This is a genomic window from Acinetobacter sp. YH12102, from assembly GCF_013419125.1.
Classification (GTDB): domain Bacteria; phylum Pseudomonadota; class Gammaproteobacteria; order Pseudomonadales; family Moraxellaceae; genus Acinetobacter; species Acinetobacter pseudolwoffii.
Window position 1 is genome coordinate 19211 of sequence record NZ_VPAS01000007.1, and the last position, 24823, is coordinate 44033.

Here is a 24823-nt window from a genome sequence, read left to right on the forward strand (position 1 = left end):
CCCCCCCTTATCTTTCATACCAACGTTGAGAAATAAATTGGGTTTTGCCTTTATAATTCTTTAACTTATTCGTATTTGGAATATTAAGCACCATTGAACGGTCACGATTCATACCACCAAAACTAATACCAATATTCCCCTTTCCTAATTCGAATTCATTATCATATTTAACTTCATCTCCGGTGGAATTTTTACTTGTAAAACATTTTTTTCCACCATACGGTAAACAAAATAACTTTACTTTACTTTCCCCTCTCACTCCACCAGTACAATCAACATCATCTGGTTCAATATTTGCATTAAAGATACTGACATATAAGTCATTATCGATAGCTACATGATCATTTAATATACGGTACTTAGCTGGCATTGGATAATACCATCCAGCTATGTGTGTAGAAATTGAGTCAGTACCCTCTTTATTGAGAACAAGATTACTCACAAGAATATCTTTTGTTTTTAATTGACTAGATGTCAAAACAGATAAATTTCGTTTAGTTACATCTTTATCAAAGAGTACAAACATTGCATCATTTTCATTCGCACCAGCAGACATAGGAGAGCTTAAGTCTCCAGAACCCACTGTCACCACAGCCATATATCCATTTGCAGTATTATGAATAGTAAATGTAGGTGTCGTGTAAAAACGAGGAGAGTCTTTGCCATTGTTTGCAATTAAAATACGTGTCACACGTGCCGCTTCACCAGAGGTCCCTGTCGTAGATTTATTACTCCAATCTACACGCCATAGTTGACCACCTAAATCCCCAAAATAAAAATGATCTGCTAAACCATCGTTGTTACGGTCTACTGCTTTAATTTGACTTACCACGCTATATTTTAAATCATCAACTTTATTAGATTTTACAGTATTCGTAGCATTTTTACTTGACCACCATAATAAATCTCCATTATCAGCATCAAACATATAAATGCCTGCGCCTTTAGTCGGAGTTAAAGAATTATTTGGATTTTCATACACTCGGTCATATCCACCACCAACAACCATTACGAGCTTACGCTTACCTTGCCAATTCACCCAAGTAATTGTAGGTTTAGACCAACTTTCGCCCATATGTGTGAGTGCTGCGGGGGCATCGACTGCTGCGGGATCAATTTTAAATTTAATTTTCGGTGTACCTGAGGTGGACGTAACATCAGATAAATCTAAGGCATAATAACTTCGCCCTCCCATACGTAGACCACCATAGATCCATTGTTTACCTCCTTTTACGGTAACTTCAGGGTTCGTTCCTGTTCCTTTAGTCACGTATTCTGTATAGGCCGTCCAAGGAGCATCTATGCCGTAATGAAGTTCACCGGATTGTTGTTGATTGTTTAAAAAGCCTTCAGCTTGTTTATCAATTAATTCACTTGGAGCAAAAGCAAATACCTCTTCACCACCACCATAGCCATTTTTAGCATCTCCAGCTTTGACTACATGTAAAAGACCAGCAGTTGAACCAAATACAATTAAATCATCTCGGTCAGTATAGGTTAAAGTATCTGTTTTTTCATCGTATGCCGTTTTTCCGCTTTGAGTTAATAAAATAGGCTTTGAATGCATGACTGCGCCCATTTGTCTTAATTTAGCATTAGTATTATCAGTTAAAAATGTTTTGAAAGTCGTATGACTTGCAGCCGATGTATTTGTTGTTAAAGATGCAGCAATATCACTATCGACATCATATCCAAATAGTGCTGCTAAATATCCACGCTTTAGGTCCTGTGCGAAATTATTAGCAGTATTTAGTTTGGATAAATCCTCGGATTTCAGCTGTATCAGATCTCCTTTTTTAATAGTCGAAGCAAGTGATTGGTTATCCTTTACAGTTATTTTTTGGCGATCTGTAAATACTTTTCTTTCAACAAACTCTGTAGCTGTACGTTCCACTTTAATATTGCTTAAAACACCACCAATTCTAACGGATACTCTTTTATCTTCTCCATCTACACGTTTAATAATTTCTTTTTTAAGATTTGTTGCCCAATAATCATAAGGATCATCTACAGATATCCCCTCATCCGTCATAATAGCTTTACCATCACGATCCTGCAATGTACCTGCTTCATTTTTATATTTTTTTACATTCCCTACCCACGTTACTGCTGTACTGCTAGGCTGCGGATCAAATTGAGGGAAATAGCCCCATGGCTGAATATTCTGTGTATCTAAATTGTCCACAGGGATTGTTACTGAACCTGTAGTAACTGCAGGAATATATTTATCCAAAATTTTTAAGAACTTATTTACACTAGAAACTACTGCTTCAGAGTTAGTTCCTGTATAAAAACCACCTTCCCCCAGCTCTCCCCACGCCTTAGCATCTGCGATATCATTTTTACGTTTTGCACGCTCACTTTCACCAACATCACTATGAAAAGTTCCAGACATGTCGGTACCAAATCCCACAACAGCAGTCAGAATAGACACTTTTTGAGGATTATCAGCATCTACAAGTTTTTTCGCTAGACTTCCTATACATTTCCAGTTATCCCGAGCGGTGTTACCATCATAATAGTTAACAGTACTTTTTCCTACTTTTGTTGTTCTTGTTCCAAGTACAGTTGAATCACAAGCAAATGATACTGAGTTTAAAGCAGCTTTTGTAATATCTAAAGCACTATAATCACTCGGATATTCAGGAACACCATCTGTTAGAAAATAAATTCCTTGGGTATTACATTGTTTTGTTGAGTCGATTGTTGCAGGCTTTATATAATTATTATTATTACGAATAATTGAATTATCTGAACTAGATTCTAAAAATCCTGAACCAGACTTACTTTTTGTTGACGTTCCTAACATATAAGAAGCAACTTCAGCATACGCTGCTGCCGTAGGAGTACCATTAATTGCAGAAAGACTCTTAACGGCTCTTAACAAACGAATACGGTGCTCTTCCTGAAAAGTTACATATTGTTTTTGGTTTTTTTTAATTTCTGCTCCAATTTCAGTTACTGTACGTTCTCGGTAAGTATATTTTGTACGAGCACTATTAGTATAATAAACCCAATCATTACTCTGTATATTTGAATTTTTAATTATTGTTTCGGCTTCTTCATCAACTCTAATAGGCTGAGTAGAGGTCTTCCAATTAGTACAATTTAAGTCTAATGAATCCCATTCTGTACACTCCTGTACTGTATCACTTTTAATAGTTTGTACTTGATTAACTGAAGGTTCTTGATTTTGACTATTACCAAAAGTTGCATAATTCCTATCACAGTAATTAATACAGTTTTGTCTTTCTATATAAACTTTTTTAGAAGCACTATATTCTATTTCTCTCTCTTTAAATATTTTTTTATTATCTACCAAATCATTCAGTTTCCTTGCTTCTAACTTAATTCGTCCAGTTTGATGGTTAAATGTAGATAACCCTACAGCAAGTTTATCCTCAATTGGAGATAGAACTTTACCATTAACTGTTCCTCCACTCAGTAATATATTCATCCCATCTTTTACACTTTGTAATCGATTCTCTCCGAATTTATTGCTGTCTGGATTCATACTCCCTGACACATCAATCATAAACATTAATGTCGTTTGTGATGTTTGTGGAGCTTTATATAATTCAATATCACTACCATATGCAGCACTACATACCAAGACAGTCATTGCACTCGCTTGGCTTGCTACAACTATTTTTTTGAATTTAGTATTCATAGCAAAAATCCCCTTAACTGCCTTGTTTCGCATAACTAATTACTGCATAGTCCATAACCTGTTGGCTATACGGCATACCTAAATCACCCAAACACTTTGCCACAGTATTTTCATCTGAATATCCTGGAATTTTTTCATTCATATTATTTTCAAAGCATTCATTAACTTTATCTTTAGTCCAAGATTTTGTTGCAGCCCCCGGCAGTACTGAAGTTATAATGATTCGAACAGGCTGCACCTGATCCAACTGAACCGTAGTTGTATCAGTACCCAGAGGGAAAAATTTAAATGGCACATCAGTATCAAGACTAGCTTTTTTTACTGCAATTTGAGTAATTACTGTATCTCTCGATGAGGTAAAAAAGTTAGAACTGTGCTTACAAAACCCTTCTGAGCCGAGTTCTCTATTTTTAATAACGATTTCTTTTTTACCACCTTCTTCTTTCTCTTCCCAATAAATAATACTTGTTCTTGACAAAGAGAACATGGTTGAGGCTGTCTTCGGTCTATAGCAGAATACAACTTCCTTATTTAAAAATTGATCCGATTTTACTAAACCCAGCATCCCCAAAGAACTCAAATTTTTTTGAAGTAAAGTACTGTCCCTATTATCTCTCTCTATTGCAAAAAAAGCGGCATCACTATTTTGCTGTAATAATGCTTGTATTTGACTATTAGTCGCAATATTTAAACCAGTTAAACTTTGCTTGATTGCTAAAGCCCCAATTATAGTGACCAACAATAAAACAAACATGACAACAATGAATGCTGCACCCTGCTGATATCTATTATTTATCATAGCTCCTCCATAAGACCATAACCATTACGGAGTGCTATGGTTTGTGTGATTACTTCTCGAAGGTATTTATTATTTTTAGTATCTTTTACCTCAACCTCTTCATCTAGCACATTAAATTTAGTTCGTACAGTTTCATTAGTACCAACCGGATCATAACCTCTGGACAATATCCCAAGTTGTATAGACATAATTCTTGGTCTTGCAACTGTATCCTTTACGAGCTTATTGTCTCCATCAAAATAATCTTTTACTGATACATAGCGATATTCATCACTATCATTTTCTTTAATACCAAGAAGAAATTTAAAATGATCTACACGTCTGATAACAATTTGCCCATTATCCCCTAAACCGGTAATCGCTTGAGGAGGAGTTGCAAGTAACGTTTGATAACGCCCTGCATCACAAGCTAATGCATATCCATATCCATCCCCATCTGTTCGCAAAAAATACCGTTGAACAATAAACGTTCCACGATCAATTTCATTCTGTTTAATCTCATTACCTTCACAATCAAAAGTGTTTGGTTCATATGCACGATATTGAATAACTAATTGATCACTTTCGCCTGCAGTTGAAGTATGAATACCCGTCCTAGATACTAAATCCAAACCACTATTAGTTTTCAAATGAGAGGGAAAATTCATAGATTGAGCAGCAAGCTCATCCTCTGTTAAATCGCTATAGCTACTACGACTTGTTAAAACAATGCCGCCATAATCATTCCGATCATTAATAATTGCTTGATTAGCATCTAAATTTGCCAATTTAATATCACGAATAATATAGTTTAATCCAAAATTACCATTGTCTTGCAACTCTGACATAGACTTTTGCATGTTATAATTTAAGGTGCTTGTCAATAAAACTTGCAAAGCAGCAGCGGCAACAAGTGTTCCAATTAACAAAGTAACGAGCACCTCAACAAGAGACATACCTTGAATACTTTTTTTCATTAGTAGGCCTCCATTACTATACATTTAGAATTAGAATGGTAAGTACCATTATTAGTACAATCATTTTTACCACTACCATTCTTTGGTTGTGTTTCATCCCAAGCAACATAGATACAATAACGCTCGCGCATTAAACCATCGCAAGGCTCAAAAGCAATCTTCATACCAGTTTCTGAAGCTTTTGCTTTTATTTGCCTAACATCTTCTATTGCTAATTTTTGGTAATCACATTTTTTTTCTTTAAAACAATTATCATATGGCTTGCCTAAGCTACTCCGAAATGCATCCTCATAAGAGTTTAATTTTTCTTTGCCTTGCTTATCCGCTCTCTCTACTTCAATATCTTTAGACAAACCTTGTTGATTAGCACGAATTTTCTCTGCTAAATCCCTTGCAAGATTAATTCCCTGTATGCGCTTAGTTGCTTCAATAGAGGCTTCTAGCGCTCTTACTTGCAATATAGAATAACCAAGTACTGCAATTGCCAGAATAACTAAAGCAACTAAAACTTCTACCAAGCCCATACCCTTTTGGTTAATGATCATGCGCATTTACCTCCTAAGCCCGAGTCAGGCAAGATCTCTACGCGACCAAATGCAGTCAATCGCAAAAACTGTTCAGCCTTATTATTTTTTACTGATATTAAAATATGCCCTTGAAGGTCTTTAACATTCCCTTGAATATTAAATTCTATAGTTTCTAAACTTTCTTTTTTTTCTTTTAATACTTTGTCTTTACACTCTGCTGTATAAAATTTAATTTCGGTTTTTTCATTATCACTATTCCAGTAAATGTTCTGACTATCAGATTGACCATCTTTTTTCAAATGAACAGTAATCGGCTTTCTATAGATTGCAGAGTTCGAACGAGCTATAGTCAAGACACTTGCTAAGTCTCTAACCGTTTTCTGTACTTGTCTATTTTCTTGTATTGTAGAAAGTTTGGGAGCAGCAATTGAAGCAATAATACTCATAATAACCAATACTATAACTAACTCAATTAAGGTGAACCCCTGAATTTTACGCATACTCTCCCTCCCCTAGGTCTAAGCCTGACCCATTTAAACTATTACTTATTAGAATTACAAAAACTACACACAACAGACAAAAGGTATAAAAAAACAGATAATTGCCAAAATCCAATTATCTGTCAATTTTTAAAAAATTCAGAATGTTAAATGCTTAACACTTCAGACTTGAGTTACCGAAATACGTAACTCTTTCGGCAAACTAAAGGTGATATTCTCTTCACGTCCATCCAGCTCTTTAGGCGCTTGTGCACCCCATTCCTGTAAACGCTGAATGACTTGTTTAATCAGAATTTCCGGTGCAGATGCGCCTGCTGTTACCCCAATCTGGGCATTTTCTGCAAACCATTCCTGTTTGAGTTCATCTGCATTATCGACCAGGTAAGCTGCTTTACCCATACGTTCCGCCAGCTCACGCAAACGATTTGAATTAGACGAGTTTGGTGAACCGACCACAAGTACGACATCACAACGTTCAGCCAAGTCACGTACAGCATCCTGACGGTTTTGTGTCGCATAGCAGATATCGTCTTTACGCGGCCCTTGAATCAGCGGAAATTTCTGGCGCAAGGCATCAATCACTTTCGCTGTATCATCAATTGATAAGGTCGTTTGAGTAACAAAAGCAACTTTTTCAGGATTGCGTACCGTTAAAGCAGCGACGTCTTCTTCATCTTCAACCAGATAAATCTCACCACCATTTTTTTTGTCATATTGCCCCATGGTGCCTTCAACTTCGGGATGGCCCTCATGACCAATCAGGATCGCTTCTACACCTTCACGGGCATATTTGGTCACTTCAATGTGCACCTTAGTCACTAAGGGACAAGTCGCATCAAAAACCTTCAGACCACGACGTTCGGCTTCTTGTTGTACCGCTTTCGAAACACCATGCGCGCTAAAAATCACGATATTATCGTCAGGAACTTCGTCGAGTTCATCGACAAAAATTGCACCACGCTGATGTAGATCATCGACGACAAATTTGTTATGCACCACTTCATGTCGCACATAAATCGGTGGGTTAAAGCATTCTAAGGCACGGTTCACGATCGCAATGGCACGATCTACACCAGCACAAAAACCACGTGGGTTGGCTAAAACAATTTCCATAGAATCCTCAATACTCACACCATTTTTAGCGGTTCAATTGAAATAAATGTCAAACAATCGACTGGTAACTATTTAGTTTAAAGCCGGTCTACTCTAAAATAGAGAAGATATTTTATCATATCAGGAAAAATATCATGTCGGGTCTCTTGTTTGTCGTTTCTGCAGCGTCTGGAACAGGCAAAACATCCCTTGTTAAAGCCCTACTTGAGCGTGTCAATAACCTTCACGTTTCTGTGTCCCATACCACACGCGGTCAACGACCTGGTGAACTCGATGGCGTGCACTATCATTTCTCCCAGAAAGACGATTTTTTAAATCTGGTCAATGAAGGTGGTTTTATTGAATACGCAGAAGTATTCGGTAATTACTATGGTACCGCGCAGGCGACTGTTAAAGAACAATTGGCCAAAGGCCATGATGTGCTGCTGGAGATTGACTGGCAAGGTGCACAACAAGTCCGTCGACTTTTTCCTGAATCTCAACAAATTTTTATCTTGCCACCAAGTCAGTTTGACCTGCGTGAACGTCTGTCTAACCGGGGTACCGACACAGTTGATGTGATTGAACATCGTCTGAGCTGTGCAGTGGAAGATATGCAGCAATATAGCAACTTTGACTATATTATTATCAATGATGACTTTAACAAGGCACTGCATGATCTCGAAGCGGTCATTATCGCCAACCGTTTAACCTTGTCGCAGCAAGCCAACCGTCATGAAAAACTGATTCAGCAACTGATCACACCCACTGAACAGTGATTAAAACTTGAGTCTATAGACAAAGCCTTTTATACTGTGCAGTCTGTTAAAATTTATTATTCAAACGAGAATTCTTATGGCACGCGTCACCGTTGAAGATTGTTTAGACCATGTAGACAACCGCTTTGAGCTTGTACTAGTGGCAAGCAAGCGCGCGCGTCAATTGGCACGTCAAGGTATTGAACCAACTGTAGAATGGGACAATGACAAACCGACTGTTGTTGCTTTACGTGAAATCGCTGCAGGTCATGTATCCAAAGATATTTTGAAACAACGTGATCAGGACTATCAAACATCGAGTCTGGACCTTGCACTTTCTGCAAACAACCTTAATCTGGATGGCTTTTCTTTCCAATAAGCCCTCCTCCTGAAAAAAAGCCTAGTTTAAAACTAGGCTTTTTTTGTTTTCTGGCTTTTATATTTATGCTAGAACGGTTATAACTTAACAGTTAGCTCCCGAGTTTGTCCCGGTTTTCTGCTTTTAAGCATGAAAAAAATTGACAAGCTTTATGATTTCGATTTCATTAGAGCTTTCAGTTTTTTGTTTGTAAGAAAATCCAGTTTAAAAGGTGTTTTATGCCAGGGCCACAGGTCAGTCAAGCCAAGCAACAATTACATATCATTATCGACGCGTATTTAAATGAAAGCGAAGTCGAGCGTGTGCTTGCGGCTTGTGATTATGCAGATCTGGCCCATGAAGGTATTACCCGTAAAAGCGGCGAACCCTATATTCTGCACCCGATTGCGGTAAGCTGTATTTTGGCTCATATGCGGCTGGATACTGAAACCCTGATGGCCGCCCTGCTGCATGATGTTATTGAAGATACTGACTTTAACAAAGATGATATTAGCGAGACTTTTGGTTTTACCGTGGCCGAGCTGGTCGATGGCGTGACCAAACTCAGCCATTCCAGCGATAAAGAATATAATAAAGCCGCGTCATTCCGAAAAATCCTGCAAGCCACCTTACAGGATCCACGTGTCATTATTGTGAAACTGGCAGACCGCTATCACAACATGACCACTTTAGAGGCGCTGCGCCCGGACAAACGCGCGCGTATTGCCCGCGAAACCTTTGAAATTTTTGTGCCGATGGCACGTATTGTCGGCATGAATGAAATGGCAGACAATCTGGAACATCTGTGTTATCAGAATCTTGATCTGGACATGTACAACAACGTTCAGGCAGCGCTATTAGAAACCAAGCCAAAACGTTGTGAATATCAGGCGATCTGGGAACAAAAGCTGAATGATCTCTTAGAAGACTATAAAATTGAAGGTCGAATCAAAAAGAAAAATAACAATATTGAGCTGTTACGCCACTTTGTTAAAAATGATATTGACCTGCAAGAGCTGACCCATAGTCATGCCTTTGAAATTATTTTACAAAGCATTGCCGATTGTGACCGTCTGGCAGAGATTCTAACTCAAAGCTTTAAAATTCAAAGCTATGAAGATCATATTCGCCGTCCATTACCCGGTGGCAACCAGTCCTTGATGATGCGTTTAAAAGGCGAAAAGACGACATTGTCGCTCACCATTCAAACCGAACTGATGCGTAAAGCCGCACGTTTTGGTGTAGTACTGGGTGAAAATGCCCCGCAAGCCTGTCGTTCTGCAATTCAGGCCTCGATGCAAAATCTGAACGTGTTGGTCGATGGTGAATGCGCCAAAACCACCTTTAGTGAATTACTGGATTATCTGCATCAGGAAAAAATTTGGGTATATACCCCGCATGGGCATTTACACGAATTGCCACAAGGTGCCACAGCGGTTGATTTTGCTTATGCGGCCAGCCTGTTCCTGGGTAACCATGCCATCGGGGCGAAAATTAACAATGAGACCAAACCGCTCTCTACCCCGCTAGTCAGCGGCCAGGTGGTCGAAATCATTACCGATGTCCTGGCAACCCCCAACCCGGACTGGCTCAGCTTTATCAACACCCAGAAAGCCCGCCGTGCCATTCAAAATATCTTGCGCGATCAGGATCTGGACGAACAACGTCTGGTGGGTCAACAGGCACTAAATCGTGCACTAAAACTGTTTCATCGCTCAATTCGAGATCTGACCGAAGCAGACTGGAAAAACCTGCTGGAATGGCGTCATGTTGCGACCAAAGAACAACTCTTTGAGCAGATTGCAGTCGGTGATTTATTACCGCAACTGGTGGCCAATCATTTATTCGCCCAAGACCAGCATCAGAATATTGCTAGCTCAGGGCGCCTGATTCAGGGCACTGAAGGTGTGGATGTCAAATATGCACATTGCTGTAATCCGGTGCTGGGCGATCCGATTCAGGGTCATTTGACTCGTCGTGGCCTGATTGTGCACCGTTCACGCTGTCATAACCTGCTGCATGAACAGCATCAGCACCCTGAAAATATCATGCCCTTGCAGTGGACTGCCGACGATCTGGACGATATCAGCTTTAGCGCCTATCTCAGCATTGATCTGGCCATGGATGATGAGCAGATTTCCGACCTGATTTATCAATGTCGTAAAGCACATTCAGGGGTAGAGATGGTACGCACCCAGGATGAGCAGACCTATGTCAATATCGTGGTGCATAACCGCAAACAGATTGCCCAGATCATCCGGGACCTGCGTATGTATTTCGGTTTTCCAAGAATTACCCGTCTGACCCGGCCCGTCATTCTGAGCGAAGCATCTAAAGCGAGTTAATCATTTAAAACGATAATGCTGTTGTCGGCTGGATTGATCGAATATGATGTATGTTGATGATAAAAGGAGAAATTAATGTCCCGCCAAGTGATCCATACTGAAAATGCCCCTGCTGCGATTGGCACCTATTCGCAAGCCATTTTAGTCGGTGATACCTTATATCTATCTGGTCAAATTGGCTTAGATCCTTATAGTATGGAATTGGTTGAAGGCATTGAAGCACAGATTCGCCGTGTATTCGATAATTTAAAAGCCGTCTGCGAAGCGGCCGGTGGCTCTCTGGCAGACATCGCCAAACTGAATATTTATCTGACTGATTTATCGCACTTCCAGCTGGTGAACCAGATTATGGGTGAATATTTTGCCCAGCCTTATCCAGCACGTGCAGCACTCGGTGTTGCCAGCCTGCCAAAAGATGCTCTGGTCGAGATGGATGGCGTTGTTATCATTCAGCAATAATTTTTAAAATTTATTTAATACCTAAACTTCTATATTGAGTTTGCAATCATGAATCACTCAAGCAAAAACCCGAGCAATAATCGGATTTTTGCTTGAGTGATATTTTTTTATCTAAATCACCAATCACAATAAAAGCTATTTCAAATGATTTTTATTGACAAACGATAACAATTATCAATAATATTACTTATCTTATTTAAACACTGTGGTTGTGTCCTATGTACGTTTGTTTATGCCGTGGCATTACAGATCAAGACATTAAAGATGCTATTGCAAATGGCGCTGAAACGTATCGTGATGTGCGCGATACACTGGACTTGGGAACCTGCTGTGGCCGCTGTGCACCAGAAGCCCGTATGATCATCAGTGATGAAGTTTCACAAATTGCGGCCCGTTTGGCTGTGGCCGCCTAAACCGAATAAAGATAATCATAAATCAATGATCTCAGATCATTCCTCCTCCCCCGCCTCTGACTCTGGCGGGTTTTTATTGCCGTTGATCTAAGCCTGGATCGATTTGATTGCGATTTTCATTTGCTGTTCTATAAATTACTCGCCATTGCCCCCTGACTTGCTTTACTATCATGAGTTAGAGTGCTTTCTTAGAAAGATAAAACAGGTTCAAATGGAGTTATGTGATGAAAGGCAATCGTGATGTGATTAATCAGCTCAATCAGGTGTTGTATCACCACCTAACTGCAATTAACCAGTATTTCCTGCATTCGCGCATGTTTAATGACTGGGGTATTGAGAAACTGGGCTCGGCAGAATATAAAGAATCGATCGTGCAGATGAAGCATGCCGATAAAATTATTGAACGGATTTTATTTTTAGAAGGTCTGCCAAATCTGCAACATCTGGGCAAACTGTATATCGGCCAGCATACTCAAGAAGTGCTGCATTGTGATGTACGTAAAGTTAAAGAAAACATTGAGACCATTCAGAAAGCTGTTGCACTGGCTGAAACTGAAATGGATTATGTGACCCGTGATCTGGTACAGGAAATTCTGGAAAAAGAAGAAAACTATCTGGACTGGACTACGACACAAATTGATCTGATTGAAAGTGTGGGTATCGAAAACTATATTCAAAGTCAGCTCTAAGCTTCGATTTAAAATCAAAAAGCCAGCAGATGCTGGCTTTTTTGTACTTATTAGCGCGGCATATCCCGAGTCACCTCTGCATAACTCAGTTCAGTTTTCTGAATCGTATTTAAACGCTGCAGTTGATGCTGTGCTTCATCGACATAGCCGTTATACGCCAATAAACGAATATATTTTAAAAAGTTGTATTTGGTTGGATAGCTCACCACCAACTTTTCATATTGATGAATTTCATCTTCGCTCATCTTGCGATAAGGATTGACCCGGATCCAGTCAATCCGGTGATTAAACTCGGTCAGCAGATAGATCGGCTTTTCATTGGTGATGTTTTCAGGCTGCATTTCATAGCGAATACTATGTCCGAGTTTTGGTACAGCAACATCATAATCTCGATAAATTACGACCAATAATAGCAATCCAAGACTGAAAGTCAGTTTCAGCCATATCGAAGGCAAAGTAATAGTTTTAATTTTCGGATTTTGCGCCAAGACCGTGCCCAGAATAAAACCGACTGGCAACAGGAAATAGGCATAATGCTGCGGAAACTCAAACATGGCATGGGTGACAAATACCCCGATCATCAAGATCCCGATGACAGATTCTGGTGTGTTAACCCATCTTTGCAACTGATAGCCCAAATAACCGAAATAGGCCAGAAATGGCAGACCGACAATCAGTCCATTCCAGAGTAAAAAGTCCAGAATAAAATTATGCGCGCTACGAATCCAGACTGGGCCTTGCACCGTATCGCTGATCGAGACAAAAGCCACACTGGTCTGATACCAGCCATAGCCAAACCATGGCTGTGCCTGAATGGCAGCCAGCATCTGCTCCCAGATCGCGAGGCGTGACATATCACCGGTGGCACGCGCTACCACATCCCGACTTTGCACGACATCTGCATCCATCGCTTGGGCAGCGAACTGACTGAGTAATGGAAAAGCCACGATACAGGTAATAAAAAAGATCAACCAAGCTGTGCTGTAGTACCATTTCAGGCGGATAATTCCTTTATATTGATAGAACGCCAGATACAGTATGATCGCAATCGCAGCCACCCATGCAGTACGTGATTGGCTTAAAGCCACTCCCATGACAATTACTGCTGCACATGCAAATAGCCACTTGGTCTTGATTTTTTTCTTTTCGTAGAGGTACAGACAGCTCATCAAAGCCATGACTAAAAAAGTCGCCATATTATTCGGCTGGGCAAAGTTGGCATAAGGTCGCTGGTTGCCACTAATATTGACCATGCCGGGCAATATTGCATCCAGATTTGTCCATTGGCAAATAGCAATCATGCCTGTGGCGGTACCTGAAGCCAGAAACACATAGCTCAGATTAATAAAGGTTTCTTCCCGGCTATAGTTTCCTGTTGAAAAGTTATAACCCAATACACTTGCCAGCCAAAAGCTAAAGACAAAAATGAAGCCCATCATGGCGATGCTAAAGAAAAATACCTGCCCTGCCAGAAAATGGATTAGCGGTACACAAGCAAGCAACAGTAAAGGCAAGCTTACTACAGGCAATTTTAGTTTTTCTTTTAGGCAAATTGCAGCGAGCGCAAATAATGCAAAGAAGGCATACAGTTCGCCCGTATAGGTGACCCACGGGCGATAATGAATGGGCATCAACCATGAAAGAGAAATAAGAATAGCAACAATAATAATTAAAAACTTCACATCAACTCTGAACATCAATCAATTTATTAGTTTTATATCTTATTCTTATATAATTGGTAAGTTAATTTATTTCTTGTAGATGTAAAGATTTCCCACCACGCCAAAATCTTGGAGTATTAACTCCTTCCATCCCCATACAATTTAAACAAGTTATATCTCTCCAATGGAATAATAAAAAATATCCAAAACAAAAAAATGCAATAATATAAAAAATATATTTATAATTAAATTTATTGAAAAATACTAAAAATTCTTTTTTATCATTATACTGATGAATCTGAGATAATAAAAAACCAATTACTAGCAAAAAATTCATTTGTGTTATAGGTGAAATAAAAATACCACTGAATAAACCATCTATTAATATAGAGATCGCACAAATAAATATAAATGGATTTATTTTTTCTCTATTTTTAAATAAATAAAAATAGAGAAAAAATAACAAAGAAATCATTAATATACCCCCTATGCCCCATTCAGAAATAAACTGAATTATAAAATTATGAGGAGAGGTTAAATATAACGGTGTATCTAAAGAAAAATTAGCCCCACCCTGCCCCCAAAAAGGCTTTTCAAAAAATCGATTTAAACCATAAACCCAAAGTTCATAGCGTCCACTTGTACTCTCCCTAAATACTGAATTTATAGTTATTAAATTAAAATTTAAATATAATTTATGCACCATAAAAGCCAAAAATAATAATACTACATTAATGGTAAGAAGTTTTCTTTTATCAGGATAAATATAAAATACCAAAACTTTAGAAATTAAAATTGATAATAATACGGAACGTGCACCGTCAAAAAACAACATTAAAATATAAAAAAAATATAAAAAAATAAAATACTTAGAAAATATATTTTTTTTATCAGAAAAATATAAGCTTAAACATATAGGCAATAGCAACATAGAATCAAAAAAACGATAATTATCTGCCCATCCATGCCAACCAATTAATTTACCTGTTTTAAGACTTATCAATATAGAAATATAAAATTCTACAACATTATAAACAGGTAATAAACATAATATAAGAAGAAGTAAATTAATTATTTTTTTATCATGCTTCATATTTGAATACATATATGTAGAGCATGCAAGTAAATAAAGCATAGAAAATTCTATTAAGGAAAATAATATATATTTATGAAATAAGATTGAAAATAATAAATAAAATATTATAAAAAAAATAAATAAAATTATTTTTTTATTTAAAATTATAAAATTAATTTTTTTTAAAGAAAATATAATTATTATAATATAAATTAAAAACCCAAAAATTCGAGACTGATCATATTGCAATACATATACAGGAGGTATAAAAACATATAGAAAGCTAATATAAAAAAAAATAATTAATATATATATAATTTTATTCATTATCTAATCACAAAGCTCAAATATATTTATTTGAGCTTTGCATAACCCTTTATTTTACATTAGCTACCAGTAGCAATTGTACACGCTGCAGTACCAGCAAGATCACAAGTAATTGTTTTATCGGTTCCATTTTTACCTTTTGCAGTAATAGACCCTAATGTTAAAAGATTAGCAACAGTTGTTGGCATCGTTGTAACATTATTACAATGCTTAAGTGTCGTTGTAGCTGGAATATTGCTTAAGGTTGGATTTTCAGAAATTTTTTCAGCTACGATTAATGAAGAATATGATTTCATTTCAGATAAACAAGAGGAATCATTTGCCTTTTGTGTATAGGTTTGATAAGCAGGAATCGCAATCGCAGCCAAAATACCGATAATTGCTACAACAATCATTAATTCAATAAGGGTAAAACCCTTTTGCATAGTTTTCATAACATTCTCCACAAATGTTTTGTTTAGTTATTAAGCTTAAAAAGAAAGCTAATTTATAGATAGCAGCAAGTGTGCCAAGTTTTATTATAATAAAATTGAGAGAAAAAACAGCACTTTAAAAAAATATTTTTATTTTTGTAACTACTGTGTTTTATTTTGTGTAACTAACTGACAAAAATCGTCAGTTAGTTGACTAAAATCACCCCAGAATAATCGGTTTATTCCCTAATTCATCTTCCAAATCATCTATTTTCCGATCATAGTACTGATCTAACACTTCTCCAATCTGCTTTACACCCTCAATGACGCCCTCTTTAAACCTCTGCTGAGCCAGATTTTGAATGATGCTTTGACAGATTTCATCCCAGACTTGCTGCGTCGTCGCATTCTTAATTCCCCGATCAATCACAATTTCAACCTTATGCTCGCAGAGGTTCAAATAAAGTAGTACACCACTATTATATTCAGTATCCCAGACGCCAAGCTCGGCAAAGAGTTGTCGGGCACGACAAAGCGTATCTTGATAATAAGCAGATCGTGAAGGCAGACAGCCCTCAATCACCACCTGAATCTCCCCGACATGTCCATGCTCAGCTTCTTCCACCGCCACTGCAATCGCATGCTGATCCTGCTTGGAGAAAAAACGCTTGGTGGCCGGCATATAAAAGAAATGCTTGAGCCAGCGCTTAAAGCTCGGCTGCGCATGTTCTTCCAGCTTCGGCCGCGTGACAATTTCTGTCGTATCTGTCGTTGTTACCATGAGCCTGATGCTCCTCCCCCACCAAATCCGCCACCGCCACCACCGAAGCCGCCGCCACCAAAACCACCACGACCACTACCGCCGCGGCCACCACCTGCCATAAAGGCATGTAAAATCAGCTGCGCAAGCGAGGTGACCAGTAAAAAGAATACCCCGGCACCAATCATTAAACTGGCAATTAAACCCATGCCATTGACCAGACCGGCAGCTGTGCCTGCAACTGCGGCAGTTGCAGCGCTGAGTTTTCTGCCAAAAATCATGGAGCCGACGACACCAGCAACAATAATAAACAGTACGCTACTGAACGTTGCCTTACTGGCTTTTTGTGCCTGATAAGCCTGTTCTTGACGCTCTTTCAGTTCATCTGCTGCCTGTGCGGCAATTTCAGGATCAAGATTTAAAATCCGTTCTATTTCAGCCAGTCCTGAGTCGATTCCCTGCGCATATTGAGCCTGTTTAAAATACGGCGTGATCTTGTCATGAATAATCCGACCTGCCACGATATCGGGCAGCACCCCTTCCAGACCATAACCGGTCAGGATCTGAATACGGCGATCATTGATGGCAATGGTCATCAATAAGCCATTATCCCGTTTGGCCGAACCGAGCTGCCAGGCGTCGGCCACCCGCATGGAATAATCAAAAATGTCTTCCTGTCCCGTGGTGGGAACAATCACGACACCAATCTGGCCTTTACCGGCATTATGCAAGTTTAAAATACGTTGACTAATGGTCTGCTTTTCAGCAGGACTGAGTATATTGGCCTGATCAATCACCGGTTCATTCAGACTGGGTAAATCGCGCTGAATCTGGCCTTCGACCATATCATTGGCAATTTGTGGCTGCTGGGCTGAGGCTATTTCAGTAGCCGTTTGAGCTGTTTGAGAATTAGTCGCAGCCGGATTTTGCAATATTTCACGTGCAACAATAACTTCTTCGGTATCCGTTGCTGTCGCGGTCTCACTCCAGGCCAGATTGCTCAGACTTACACTTAAACTGATCAACAAACCGGCACAGAATTTTGCCGTCAGATTATGCCTCATTGCAGCCACTCTCTCTTTTGCAAAATTTGATCTTAATCAAATGAAACCGTTGGAGCATTTTGTGCACTTTGCTCGGCACTAAAGTTTGGTTTGGTATCCATACCAATTACTTTGGCGGTCATCACTTGCGGGAATTGACGTGCATAAGAGTTAAAGTCCTGAACCGTAGTGATATAACGGTTACGTGCTACGGCAATTCTATTTTCAGTGCCTTCCAGCTGTACTTGCAAATCACGGAACTGCTGATTGGCTTTCAGGTCTGGATAATTTTCAGTCACCGCCAAAAGACGCGATAAGGCACTGGTCATTTGCGACTGCGCTTCCTGATAACGCTGGAATAATTCAGGATCTTCCAGCACTTCTCGATCCACTTTTAAACCGGCGACATTGGCACGTGCTTGAGTAACTTCGGTTAATACCTGTTCTTCATGCGCAGCATAGCCTTTGACCACGTTGACCAGATTCGGTACCAAGTCGGCACGGCGCTGATACTGGTTTTGCACTTCAGACCATGAAGCAGTGACCGCTTCATCTTTCACCTGCAAAGTGTTATAGCCACATCCTGTGAGAGTCAAGGTACTGGCCAGCATCAGGGTTATTAAAGATTGTTTTAATAGACGCATGATGTTTATCCTCAATTATTTTATTGATATTTATTTAATAAATTTGATTTTAAACAGTATTTTCTAAAGTTTTGTTACTTTTTATAATCTTTTTAATGCTTCACACTTTAAAATTAAAAATTATCGAAGATAAAAAAACCCGCCGTAGCGGGTGTTCTTGAATGATTTGAGTTTATTCTTAACGGTTAAACATCCAGATAATCCAGAATTCCTTCTGCGGCCTGACGGCCTTCCCAGATCGCAGTAACCACCAGGTCAGAACCGCGCACCATGTCACCACCGGCAAAGATTTTTGGATTTGAAGTCTGGAACTTATATTGCTGCTGTTCAGCAGCAATAACACGCCCCGAACCATCCAGATTAATCTCGACATCGGCGAACCAGTCAGCAGGACTGCTACGGAAACCAAAAGCCAGCAAAACGGCATCGGCGGGCAGAATTTCTTCTGAACCCGGAATTGGTTCCGGGCTACGGCGACCACGAATATCCGGCTCCCCCAACTGTGTGCTAATCACTTTCACCCCTGTGACCTTGCCATGTTCACCGACGATTTCGATCGGCTGACGGTTGAATTGAAATTCCACCCCTTCTTCACGCGCATTTTGCACTTCACGACGTGAACCCGGCATGTTTTCTTCATCACGACGGTAAGCACAAGTGACTGTCTCAGCACCTTGACGAATCGAGGTCCGGTTACAGTCCATCGCAGTATCGCCACCGCCTAAAACGATGACTTTTTTGCCTTGTACACTGATGTATTCAGATGGCTCTTTTTCCCAGCCTTGGGTACGGTTGACATTGGCAATCAGGAAATCCAGCGCGTCATAAACCCCCTCCAGATCTTCGCCGGCAAAACCACCTTTCATATAGGTATAGGTGCCCATGCCCATAAAGACCGCATCATAATCGGCAAGTAACTGATCAATGGTAATATCTGTGCCAATTTCAGTATTGAGACGGAATTCAACCCCCATACCTGTAAAGATTTCACGGCGGCGCTTCATTACGTCTTTTTCCATTTTGAATTCTGGAATACCAAAAGTCAGCAAACCACCAATTTCCGGACGCTTGTCAAACACGACGGGTTTTATCCCTGCACGAACTAAAATATCCGCACAGCCAAGACCCGCAGGACCTGCACCAATAATCGCGACTTTTTTATTGGTCCACTTCACATTAGACATATCCGGACGCCAGCCCAAAGCAAAGGCGGTGTCATTGATATATTTTTCAGCATTGCCAATGGTGACTGCACCGAAACCGTCGTTCAGGGTACAAGCTCCTTCACATAAACGGTCTTGCGGACAAACACGACCACAGACTTCCGGCAAGGTATTGGTCTGGTGACACAGTTCAGCCGCCTGAAACAAACGCCCTTCAGCCACCAGTTTCAACCAGTTGGGAATATAGTTATGTACCGGACATTTCCATTCACAATAGGGGTTACCACAACCTAAACAACGATGGGTCTGGTTCGCAGCAATTTCCGCAGTAAACGGTTTATAAATTTCTACAAATTCTGCTTTGCGGACATCAAGCTCTTTTTTCTCTGGATCTTGGCGTGCGACATCCAGAAATTGAAAGTCATTATGTAGGCGTTCAGCCATGTCTCTCTCCGTGGCTAGAGGTAAGGACTTCACAGTTGCCTTACTTCTGCCTATATATCTGTTGGTCGTGGAATTATTGTGGATCAGCTTGAGTTGTTTTTAACAGCGTTTGCAAGTTGGCTGCTTTTGGTTTTACCAACCAGAACTTACGGCTATAGAAATCAAACTCATGGCGGATCTTGTACGCCCAAGCACTACCGGTTTCTTTAATATGTTCATCCAAAATGCGACCCAGGAAGGCTTTATGCTCCTCCATCGCTTCGGTGGAAATACGATTCAGCTCAATCAGTTCGTGGTTATAATGATCAACGAAGTCATTATCCAGATCAAGTACATAAGCAAAACCACCGGTCATACCCGCACCGAAGTTATGCCCGACTTTACCCAGCACCGTAACAATACCGCCGGTCATATATTCACAGCAGTGATCGCCTGCACCTTCAATCACGGCAAATGCACCCGAGTTACGCACCGCGAAACGCTCGCCCGCTGTACCCGCTGCATATAACTTACCGCCAGTCGCACCGTACAAACAGGTGTTACCAATAATCGCGGTATTTTGGGTCTGGAAAGGCGAACCTTTTGGTGGGAAGATCGAGATGCGACCACCGGCCATGCCTTTACCGACATAGTCATTGGCATCGCCTTCAAGGCTGATGTGCAGACCACCGGCGTTCCAAACACCGAGCGACTGACCTGCAGTACCGTTCAGGTGTACTTTCACCGGATGATTTTCCATGCTCAGGTTGCCATAACGGCGGGCAATTTCACCGGATAAACGCGCACCAATCGAACGGTCACAGTTACCAATCGAGAAGTGATACTCACCGCCTGTTCCGGCTTCAATCGCAGGCAGGATTTCCGCCACCATTTTCTCTGCCAGAATACCTTTATCAAATGGCGCATTGCCTTGAACCTGACAATACTGTGCTTTACCTTCCGCAGCAGGATGGGATTCCAGTAATTTACTCAAATCCAGATGGGCATGCTTGGCGGTCTCACCCGGTAAGACTTCTAATAAATCTGTCCGGCCAATCAGGTCTTTTAGACTCGATACCCCCAGTGCTGCCAACCATTCACGGGTTTCTTCAGCAATAAAGGTGAAGAAGTTGATCAGCATTTGTGGCTCGCCAATATAATGCTCTTGACGCAAATGGTCTTGCTGGGTTGCCACACCGGTTGCACAGTTGTTCAGGTGACAGATACGCAGGTATTTACAACCTAATGCGATCATTGGTGTTGAACCAAAGCCAAAGCTTTCTGCGCCTAGAATGGCTGCTTTGACCACGTCCAGACCAGTTTTCAGACCACCATCTGTCTGTACGCGGACTTTGCCACGCAGGTCATTCACGCGAAGGGCTTGGTGCGCCTCAGAAAGACCCAGTTCCCATGGCGAACCTGCATGGTGAATAGAGGAAAGTGGCGAAGCCGCTGTACCGCCGTCATAACCAGAAATGGTAATGAAATCGGCATAGGCTTTCGCTACACCTGCCGCAATCGTCCCGACACCGGGTTCAGAAACCAGCTTAACGGACACCATCGCCTGTGGGTTAACCTGTTTTAAATCAAAGATCAACTGTGATAAATCTTCAATTGAATAAATATCATGATGCGGTGGTGGTGAAATTAAGGTTACGCCCGGCACTGAGTAACGCAAACGTGCAATTAAGCCATTCACTTTACCGCCTGGCAACTGACCACCTTCACCTGGCTTTGCACCTTGCGCAACTTTAATCTGCAACACTTCAGCAGAGGTTAAGTACGCTGGTGTTACACCGAAACGACCTGATGCAATTTGTTTAATTTTCGAATTACGAATCGTGCCGTAACGCGCAGGATCTTCACCGCCCTCACCTGAGTTTGAACGCCCACCAATGGTGTTCATCGCAATTGCAATGGCTTCATGTGCTTCTGGTGACAATGCACCCAGCGACATACCCGCAGAGTCGAAACGTGGCAGGATTTCTTCCACCGATTCCACTTGATCCACTGGAATCGAATTATCAGTTTTCAGTTTAAACAGGTCACGAATGGTGGCAATCGGACGATTATTCACTAGTTCTGCATATTCTTTAAAGTCGGAATAATTACCCGAACGCACTGCTTTATGCAGCGAGTTGATTACATCCGGATTAAAGGCATGATATTCCTTGCCGAATACGAATTTCAGCAAACCACCCTGATCAATGGGTTTACGGTTTTTCCAGGCAAGATCGGCCAGCTGTTTTTGATCATTTTCAAGATCAACAAAGGTTGCACCCTGAATACGACTCGGCACACCAATGAAACATGTATCAACCACTTCATTCGACAGACCGACTGCTTCAAATAACTGACCACCACGATAAGAGGCTACCGTCGAAATTCCCATTTTCGATAGAACTTTCAGTAGACCTTTTTCAATCCCCTTACGGAAATTGTTTTGTGCATAGATTGGATCACCCAAGAGCTCGCCTTTGGCGACCAGATCATTGATCACGTCATAAGCCAGATACGGATAGATCGCGGTTGCGCCAAAGCCGAGAAGCACTGCGAACTGATGTGGATCACGGGCAAAACCGGTTTCAACAATCAGATTAGCATCGGTACGCAAACCTGTATTAATCAAGTAATGATGCACCGCACCAGTCACCATAAAGGCATTGGCCGGCAAGTGGCCTTCACGGATTTTCTTGTCTGAAAGCACCAGTAAAGTTTTGCCATCACGAATCGCTTGTGCAGCCTCGATGCAAATACGCAGAATTGCGGCTTGTAAACCTTCAGTTTCAGTATAGTTCAGGTCAATGTCAGCAATTTCGTAACCTTTACGCCCCAAGGTACGAATTTGATGCATTTTCGAGTTTGAAAGAACCGGACTGGAAATAATCAGACGGTCAGCATGTTCAGGCCCCTGTTCAAACACGTTCTGTTCACGGCCTAAACAGGTCTCCAGTGACATCACGATCGATTCACGCAGTGGATCAATTGGCGGGTTGGTCACCTGCGCAAACTGCTGACGGAAATAATCCGACACATGGCGAACCTGACGTGACAATACTGCCATTGGGGTATCATCGCCCATCGATCCCACAGCTTCCTGACCACTTTCCGCGATTGGACGCAATAACTGGTCACGCTCTTCAAAGGTTACCATGAACATTTTTTGTGCCGCTTTCAGGCCATCGCCTTTTAAGCCTTGATCACATAAATATTCTTCCAGCTCGGGGCTACCTTGCAAACGCACAGAATTTTCACGTAACCATTCACGGTATGGACGCATACGTTTTAGATGATGATTCACATCTTGCGTATCCAGTACCTTGCCGGTTTGCGTATCGATCACCAGCATTTGGCCGGGGCCGACACGTCCTTTAGAAATCACATCTTCAGGTTGATAACCCCAGACCCCAATTTCCGATGCCAATGTGATGTAGCCATTTTTGGTAATCACCCAACGTGCCGGACGCAGACCGTTACGATCCAGCATACAGATGGCATGACGACCATCCTGAATTACCAGACCTGCCGGGCCATCCCAGGCTTCCATATGTTTTGAGTTAAATTCATAGAAAGCACGCAAGTCCGCATCAAGCGTTTCCACGTTCTGCCACGCAGGCGGAACCAGCATACGTAAGGCACGGAACAGATCCATACCACCACCAACCAGAATCTCCAGCATATTGTCCAGGCTTGAAGAATCCGAACCGGTACGATTCACAATCGGTTTTAGTTCAGTTAAACCCGGCAATAAGGGATTTTCAAATTTTGGCACACGCGCCATGGCCCAGTTACGGTTGGCCGTAATGGTGTTGATTTCACCATTGTGCGCCAGATAACGGAACGGCTGTGCCAACGGCCAGCGTGGCAAAGTATTGGTCGAGAAACGCTGATGGAACACCACGATATGTGATTCTAGACGTTCATCAGCCAGATCGGTATAAAAGTCTGCAATCGCTTCCGGCATCATCAAGCCTTTATAGCTGATGACCGTTGAACATAAGGTGGTGACATAGAATGAGGTGTCATTCAGCAGCAATTGTTCTGCACGACGACGCGCCAGGAATAACTTACGGTTAAATTCAACCTCGGTCACGCCCATCGGGCAATTGACAATAATCTGTTCAAATGCCGGCATCGATTGCAAGGCAATTTCACCCAGTGCATCGACATGGGTTGGAATCACACGCCAAGCCAGAACAATGAGACCTTCAGCTTCAATTTCTTTGTTTAAAACCTGTTTGGCATGTGCAGCAAGCGCAGGATCAAGATTTAGGAACACCGAACCCACAGCAAAGACTTCACTTAAAGTCGTATCACTTAAGCGTTTTGCTTCTTCACGGAAGAACTTTTTCGGCATCGCCAAAAGCAGACCACAGCCATCCCCAGTCTTGCCATCGGCGGCAATACCACCACGATGGGTCATACAACTTAGGCTATGAATCGCGGTCTTGACAAGATCATGGCTTGCATCGCCCTGCATATGGGCAATTAAACCAAAACCACAGTTATCTTTAAACTCATCCGGTTGGTATAAACCTTGAGCGGGAGCTACATTATTAGGCGATGGCATGTGCATAGCGTACCCTTCTTTTCACGAAGCCTTACAGGCTGTTAAACAATCTAAATTCTTCTCTGCGCTGCGTGTAATGGACTTTCGAAGACCGTCTTGCTAGAGCAAAATCTTTTCATCTTTATTTCTTCAGACTAGTCCTTTTTCAGACTGAATGCATAAAAAAATAAAGTTTATT

20 protein-coding genes are annotated in these 24823 nt (G+C 41.0%); 6 read left to right on the plus strand and 14 right to left on the minus strand.

The features are described 5' to 3' along the window. Window positions 1–7: 7 nt before the first annotated feature. From FTU42_RS08225 to ispH, 6 genes are all read right to left on the minus strand, one after another. Window positions 8–3670 carry a PilC/PilY family type IV pilus protein gene (locus FTU42_RS08225; RefSeq protein WP_180083236.1) on the minus strand — a complete coding sequence of 1221 codons (3663 nt, stop codon included), beginning with the start codon at window positions 3668–3670 and terminating at the stop codon, window positions 8–10. 13 nt (window positions 3671–3683) lie between these two features. Then, the gene (locus FTU42_RS08230) at window positions 3684–4469 is read right to left on the minus strand and encodes a pilus assembly protein (RefSeq protein WP_180083237.1); all 786 of its coding nucleotides are present in this window, start codon (window positions 4467–4469) and stop codon (window positions 3684–3686) included. Then, a complete protein-coding gene (locus FTU42_RS08235) occupies window positions 4466–5425 on the minus strand; it encodes a PilW family protein (protein WP_180083238.1) in 960 nt (319 codons plus the stop codon). The genes FTU42_RS08230 and FTU42_RS08235 overlap by 4 nt, the downstream gene beginning before the upstream one ends. After that, the gene (gene pilV, locus FTU42_RS08240; protein ID WP_180083239.1) at window positions 5425–5970 is read right to left on the minus strand and encodes a type IV pilus modification protein PilV; all 546 of its coding nucleotides are present in this window, start codon (window positions 5968–5970) and stop codon (window positions 5425–5427) included. Before pilV ends, FTU42_RS08235 begins: the two co-directional genes overlap by 1 nt. Next, window positions 5967–6452 carry a prepilin-type N-terminal cleavage/methylation domain-containing protein gene (locus tag FTU42_RS08245; protein ID WP_180083240.1) on the minus strand — a complete coding sequence of 162 codons (486 nt, stop codon included), beginning with the start codon at window positions 6450–6452 and terminating at the stop codon, window positions 5967–5969. Before FTU42_RS08245 ends, pilV begins: the two co-directional genes overlap by 4 nt. Before the next feature lie 162 nt (window positions 6453–6614). Further along, window positions 6615–7565, minus strand: coding sequence for a 4-hydroxy-3-methylbut-2-enyl diphosphate reductase (ispH, locus tag FTU42_RS08250; protein WP_180083241.1), 951 nt, complete (start codon window positions 7563–7565; stop codon window positions 6615–6617). 134 nt (window positions 7566–7699) lie between these two features. On the opposite strand from ispH, the gene gmk reads away from it, so the two are divergent. The 6 genes from gmk to bfr all read left to right on the plus strand — a co-directional run bounded on the left by gmk (window position 7700) and on the right by bfr (window position 12566). Continuing rightward, entirely contained in the window at window positions 7700–8323 is a 624-nt protein-coding gene (gene gmk / locus FTU42_RS08255) for a guanylate kinase (RefSeq protein ID WP_005094292.1), read from the plus strand. Window positions 8324–8399: 76 nt separating this feature from the next. Next, on the plus strand, window positions 8400–8681 hold the full coding sequence (gene rpoZ, locus FTU42_RS08260) for a DNA-directed RNA polymerase subunit omega (RefSeq protein ID WP_004650579.1): 282 nt from the start codon (window positions 8400–8402) through the stop codon (window positions 8679–8681). A 218-nt stretch (window positions 8682–8899) separates the two neighbouring features. Beyond that, on the plus strand, window positions 8900–11005 hold the full coding sequence (locus tag FTU42_RS08265) for a bifunctional (p)ppGpp synthetase/guanosine-3',5'-bis(diphosphate) 3'-pyrophosphohydrolase (protein ID WP_100355161.1): 2106 nt from the start codon (window positions 8900–8902) through the stop codon (window positions 11003–11005). 75 nt (window positions 11006–11080) lie between these two features. Then, on the plus strand, window positions 11081–11464 hold the full coding sequence (locus tag FTU42_RS08270; protein WP_005263848.1) for a RidA family protein: 384 nt from the start codon (window positions 11081–11083) through the stop codon (window positions 11462–11464). Between the two features lie 218 nt (window positions 11465–11682). Then, a complete protein-coding gene (locus FTU42_RS08275; protein ID WP_100355163.1) occupies window positions 11683–11877 on the plus strand; it encodes a bacterioferritin-associated ferredoxin in 195 nt (64 codons plus the stop codon). Between the two features lie 224 nt (window positions 11878–12101). Continuing rightward, window positions 12102–12566: a bacterioferritin gene (bfr, locus tag FTU42_RS08280; RefSeq protein WP_004896252.1), complete on the plus strand. Its 465-nt coding sequence runs from the start codon at window positions 12102–12104 to the stop codon at window positions 12564–12566. Between the two features lie 50 nt (window positions 12567–12616). On the opposite strand, the gene FTU42_RS08285 is transcribed toward bfr, so the two are convergent. From FTU42_RS08285 to gltB, 8 genes are all read right to left on the minus strand, one after another. After that, on the minus strand, window positions 12617–14248 hold the full coding sequence (locus FTU42_RS08285) for an O-antigen ligase family protein (protein ID WP_180083242.1): 1632 nt from the start codon (window positions 14246–14248) through the stop codon (window positions 12617–12619). A 61-nt stretch (window positions 14249–14309) separates the two neighbouring features. Then, window positions 14310–15320 carry an O-antigen ligase gene (locus tag FTU42_RS08290; protein WP_180083243.1) on the minus strand — a complete coding sequence of 337 codons (1011 nt, stop codon included), beginning with the start codon at window positions 15318–15320 and terminating at the stop codon, window positions 14310–14312. 368 nt (window positions 15321–15688) lie between these two features. Beyond that, window positions 15689–16054 carry a prepilin-type N-terminal cleavage/methylation domain-containing protein gene (locus FTU42_RS14975; RefSeq protein WP_373686736.1) on the minus strand — a complete coding sequence of 122 codons (366 nt, stop codon included), beginning with the start codon at window positions 16052–16054 and terminating at the stop codon, window positions 15689–15691. Window positions 16055–16262: 208 nt separating this feature from the next. Then, window positions 16263–16823, minus strand: a complete 561-nt coding sequence (locus FTU42_RS08300; protein ID WP_180083245.1) for a TPM domain-containing protein — start codon at window positions 16821–16823, stop codon at window positions 16263–16265. Next, window positions 16817–17866, minus strand: coding sequence for a YgcG family protein (locus FTU42_RS08305; protein WP_180083246.1), 1050 nt, complete (start codon window positions 17864–17866; stop codon window positions 16817–16819). Before FTU42_RS08305 ends, FTU42_RS08300 begins: the two co-directional genes overlap by 7 nt. Before the next feature lie 32 nt (window positions 17867–17898). Then, a complete protein-coding gene (locus FTU42_RS08310; RefSeq protein WP_180083247.1) occupies window positions 17899–18489 on the minus strand; it encodes a LemA family protein in 591 nt (196 codons plus the stop codon). 185 nt (window positions 18490–18674) lie between these two features. Continuing rightward, window positions 18675–20096, minus strand: coding sequence for an FAD-dependent oxidoreductase (locus FTU42_RS08315; RefSeq protein WP_180083248.1), 1422 nt, complete (start codon window positions 20094–20096; stop codon window positions 18675–18677). 73 nt (window positions 20097–20169) lie between these two features. Continuing rightward, window positions 20170–24645, minus strand: coding sequence for a glutamate synthase large subunit (gltB, locus tag FTU42_RS08320; RefSeq protein WP_180083249.1), 4476 nt, complete (start codon window positions 24643–24645; stop codon window positions 20170–20172). Between the last annotated feature and the right edge of the window lie 178 nt (window positions 24646–24823).